Origin of the sequence: Microcystis sp. M53602_WE12 (assembly GCF_030065455.1) — a bacterium.
GTDB classification, from domain to species: domain Bacteria; phylum Cyanobacteriota; class Cyanobacteriia; order Cyanobacteriales; family Microcystaceae; genus Microcystis; species Microcystis aeruginosa.
The window spans coordinates 1-4470 of record NZ_JASJFB010000774.1 but is presented as its reverse complement, the minus strand read 5'-3'; the positions used below and the strand labels follow the sequence as shown (position 1 = coordinate 4470).

Annotated in this window: 4 protein-coding genes and 1 pseudogene; 1 reads left to right on the top strand and 4 read right to left on the bottom strand. The window is 42.1% G+C overall.

Annotated elements, in window-relative coordinates; all coding sequences use genetic code 11:
* Positions 1-128: 128 nt before the first annotated feature.
* From PX482_RS23785 to PX482_RS23775, 3 genes and pseudogenes are all read right to left on the bottom strand, one after another.
* Positions 129-407 (bottom strand): hemolysin XhlA family protein, encoded by a 279-nt coding sequence (locus PX482_RS23785; protein ID WP_002757205.1) that lies wholly within the window; start codon positions 405-407, stop codon positions 129-131.
* Positions 408-565: 158 nt separating this feature from the next.
* On the bottom strand, positions 566-1534 hold the full coding sequence (locus PX482_RS23780) for a cysteine synthase A (RefSeq protein WP_287733090.1): 969 nt from the start codon (positions 1532-1534) through the stop codon (positions 566-568).
* A 24-nt stretch (positions 1535-1558) separates the two neighbouring features.
* A pseudogene (locus tag PX482_RS23775) lies at positions 1559-1759 on the bottom strand (PhoH family protein); the annotation flags it as partial.
* 207 nt (positions 1760-1966) lie between these two features.
* Here PX482_RS23775 and PX482_RS23770 point away from each other — a divergent pair.
* Positions 1967-2887: a hypothetical protein gene (locus tag PX482_RS23770; protein WP_288095517.1), complete on the top strand. Its 921-nt coding sequence runs from the start codon at positions 1967-1969 to the stop codon at positions 2885-2887.
* A gap of 476 nt (positions 2888-3363) precedes the next feature.
* On the opposite strand, the gene PX482_RS23765 is transcribed toward PX482_RS23770, so the two are convergent.
* Positions 3364-4164 (bottom strand): formylglycine-generating enzyme family protein, encoded by an 801-nt coding sequence (locus PX482_RS23765; protein ID WP_288095520.1) that lies wholly within the window; start codon positions 4162-4164, stop codon positions 3364-3366.
* Positions 4165-4470: the final 306 nt, after the last annotated feature.

Genomic DNA, 4470 nt, shown 5'->3' with positions numbered 1-4470 from the left:
GATCGGGGGTAAAATTCCTGGACTTTTTCCCTGAAAATTAGGTAACTGACTACCTCAAAATCGGTAAAACCCTACACCCCACACCCCACACCCTGCCCCCAGGAAAAACTTTTTGCCGCAAACCCTAATTATGATTGAGAAAAAGGGAGAATAATATAGCGAATGACTGTTCCTAGTAAAGCTGTTCCCAAGATGCCGATTAACGTCCAAATCTGGGCTTTCTGAGAGCCTTTTAATTCTTTTGTATCTTCTTTTACTCCTTCAATATCTTTTTCTAAACTATCGACTTTTTCCTCTAATCTTGCCTGTACTATTTTAATATCCATAACATCTTTTTGCAGATTATCTAACTTCTGATTAATTGAACCTAAAATTTCCTTGAGGTCTTGTTCAATAGTAACTGACATCTGATGATTCTCCTAATAATGATAGTTATCAGCATTGTTGTCTATCTTATCTTAAGTGTTTGCCCAACCGAAGCGCCTCATTTTCCCTTGCTGCCTTCCCTCATTGTTGCCCTCCCCCTCCCATTATCTCCACTAATTTATGAGCCGATAATTCCTGATTAAGCCAATCCTTTCTCAGCCAACCATTGAGGATTATATAAACGAGATTGATAACGGGACCCACCATCACAAAGAACAGTAACTATGGTGTGGCCCGGTCCCATTTGTTTAGCCAAAGCCACGGCAGCACCGACATTAATACCCACAGAACCCCCCATAAATAAACCATCTTTTTGTAATAGTTGATAAACAACTTTGATGGCAGTGGGATCATCAATTTGAATGGCATCATCTATGGGTGCGCCTTCCATATTAGCCGTAATACGACTATTACCAATCCCTTCAGTAATTGAACTACCTTCCAGGGTAATTGTCCCGGTTTTCACATAACTATATAAACCGCTACCCATCGGATCCGCCACCAGGCAGCGCACCTGGGGATTTTGGTCTTTTAAAAACATCGCCACCCCCGCGTAGGTTCCCCCGGTTCCCGTGGCAGCCACCCAAGCATCAATTTTACCGTCGGTTTGTTCCCAGATTTCCCGGCCGGTGGTTTCGTAGTGAGCGCGACGATTAGCCAGATTATCGAATTGATTGGCCCAGATAGCATTTTCCATCTCACTGGCCAATCTCCCCGATAATTTAACGTAATTATTGGCATCTCGGTAGGGAACGGCGGGAACAGTACGCACTTCTGCACCCAATGTTCTCAATAGGTCGATTTTCTCTTGGGATTGGGTATCGGGAATGATAATCAGGCATTTATAACCTTTAGCATTGCAGATATGGGCCAAACCGATGCCAGTATTGCCGGCGGTTCCTTCGACAACGGTTCCCCCCGGTTGGAGAGTACCGGCTTTTTCCGCTTCTTGAATAATATATAAAGCGGCCCGATCCTTGACCGAACCACCGGGGTTAAGAAATTCGGCCTTACCGAGAATCTCGCAGCCGGTTTCCTCGCTAAAACTATTGAGACGAATTAGGGGAGTATTACCCACCGCATCGACGAAACCATTTTTAATATCCATAATCTGTTATTTTTCGTGCTGTTCCTAGGCTGAGACGATTTTTTGTACCAAGGGATGACGCACCACATCGGCCCGCGATAGGTAACAAAAAGCGATCCCTTCTACTGATTTTAGGATTTTTTGAGCGGCAATTAACCCCGATTCTTGTTGTTGCGGTAAATCGGTTTGGGTGACATCTCCAGTTACTACCATGCGCGAACCGAATCCCAAGGGAGTTAAGACCATCAATGCGATCGCACTTTCTCCACTGGGGAATTGAATCGTTGGTCAAATTCTACCACTTTAGCAAAAGCGACGGGAGCGAGGACGGCTAATTAGTCCAAAATTTTCCGATTGTTGTCTTAGCTGGAAATATTGATTAAATTGGAAGTTTTTAGCTGTTATTAGTTACTTAACCTAATATAGTGGTGGCATTCTGTAAGGAGTCCCACCGTGACTAACAATTCCATCGAGCCTTTGAATATTGGCAATACGATTAATACTGCCTTCCGTCTTTATCGTGATCGCTTCCCAACTTATGTATTCTTTGCTGTCCGCGCCGGCTTGTGGTCGCTTCTCCCCTTAGTTTTGCAATTAATTCTCAGTCAATTACTTTATCAAACAATTACCCCCGAACAAGGCAGCGATATTGGTTTACGTTTATTTCTTTTCCCGATACAAATTTTCTCGGCTGCTAAGTCTCTTTTCAATAATGCGGTTATCTCGCGATTAGCTTTTCAAGACATTATTTATCAGCCGGAAACTGCCGGACAAGCGGAAAAAAAAGTTAAGCCGAAAATGTGGCGCTTGTGGTGGATGCAGGTTTTGATCGGTTTGTTGGGAGCGGCAATAATCTTGCCGATAACGCTGTCTCTGGTGCTAGTCAGTTTTATCCCCATCCTTGGTGTATTGCTTATTTTACCAGCTTTTTTCTGTCTTCCTTTTTTCTTCCTTTGGTTATCTGCTCGCATTTGCATTGCCGAATTGCCCTTAGTAATTGAAGATAATTTAGGCAGTTGGCAAGCAATCAAGAGAGGTTGGCATTTAACTAAAAACTCGGCTTGGAGAATTGTAGGAGTGATATTTATTGCCAGTTTATTAATTATTCCAGTTTATATTCTGTCATGGGCTTTGGCTTCAATTCCCTTTTGGGTCAATTTTTCCTCTTTTTATAGTAGTTTGGAATCGGTGGAGGACTGGCAAACGCTCACGGAAAATCCTCTTTTTTTACAACAAATGGCGATGTTTTCCTATGGTCTGACTACTATTTTCTTACTTCTGAGTACTTTATTAGTTCCTTTTTGGCAATCTCTCAAAAGTGTGATCTATAATCATCTTTTAGACCAGAAAAAAAATGATGGGGGAGAATACTAATAACTGAGCAGCTGTTGATGTAAACTAAGACGCATTTAAACCGCTTATTCTTAGATTAGTTGAACTTCCCCCAATCCCTTTACTGTTGCCTCTTGTCTCGTCTCAACAAGCAATTTATACCCCACAGAAAAAGGGTTTCTCCGAGAAACCCTTTTTCTACTCATACTAAATCCAGTTATTAAAAACTGATTATTTATACCATTTTTCTAAAGTAATGGCAGAGATGGTTAATTCCCTCACCCCCAACCCTTCTCCCTTTTTGGGAGAAAGGAGTAGAATGTCTGCCACGAATAAAGAAAAATGGTATTATTCCCCCTTTTGCCTCTTGCCTCTTGCCTTTTGCCTATCCTGATATGTTACCTATACTCAACGGATTTAGTATCAAGATAATTCTCTCAATCCTTTTATAGTACATATATAGTACATTTGCTCAAAAAAATCGAAAAAGGGTAAAAAGGGAAAAAAGAGAAAAAGGGTTACAAAGTCCTCCCGAATACGCAGACTACCCGAAAACCGTTATAGAAGATGCGGTAGTCGCGGCGGTAGTCGTAGCTGCGAAACGCGGAACGGCAGTAAACAGGATTGCTGCCCCAGGAACCGCCCCGCAGAGCTTTATATGCCTGATTTTGCTGTTTTTTGCTCTTTTTTATCTCCTCATAGTTTTCGCGCCAATCATCTTGACACCACTCCCAGACATTTCCGTGCATATCATATAAACCAAAGTCGTTGGCGTAGAATTGCCCAACAGGGGTGGTTTTTTGGAGATTGTTATCATAGTTGGCTAAATCTGGGGTAAGAATTTCCCCAAAGTGATAGGGGGGGTAGGTTTCTCCTTTATCGAGATTTAAGGGTTTGGTTTGCGCTCGACAAGCGTACTCCCACTCAGCTTCCGTTGGTAGCCTATATTTTCTTTTACTTAATTTAGAGAGCCTTTGGCAAAATTCGACGGCATCTAACCAACTTACCATTTCAACGGGGTTTGTGCTGCCTTTAAACTCCGATGGCTCTGGTTTTAAATCTTGCTCTACTTTTAAATCTTTTCTTTGGGCAATATATAACCATTGAGCTTGGGTAATGGGATAAATACCCATCAAGAAGTTTTTCAGGGTGACGTTGTGTTGCGGCTTTTCACTTTTATTACTACTTTCTTGTTCTGAAGAACCCATTGTAAAGGTTCCCGATGGTATTTTGACTAATTCTATTTCTAGGTCATCGGTGAGTTTTTCTCTATAGATTAAAAGACGTTTTTGGGTCTTTTGGATGATTATTGTAGGCATAAGTAGGGTTTGCTGAATAAATATAAAATATAGACGAGGTAAGGGTTTTAGTGTTCTGTATCGGCCCGCGTCCTGTAGGGGCGAAGCATTCGGGTAATAACCTATCGGTGAAACCGTAGATTTTCTATCCGAATGCTTCGCCCGTACTTTTTCAGCAAGCCCTAAGTAAGTGATTATAATTAAATTAAAAATTGATTGTAGGGTTGATCCCCCCTACCCCCCTTGATAAGGGGGGTTTGATCCCCCCTGCCCCCCTTGATAAGGGGGGTGCCGATAGGCGGGGGGATCTGAAAGTTTTTAATACCT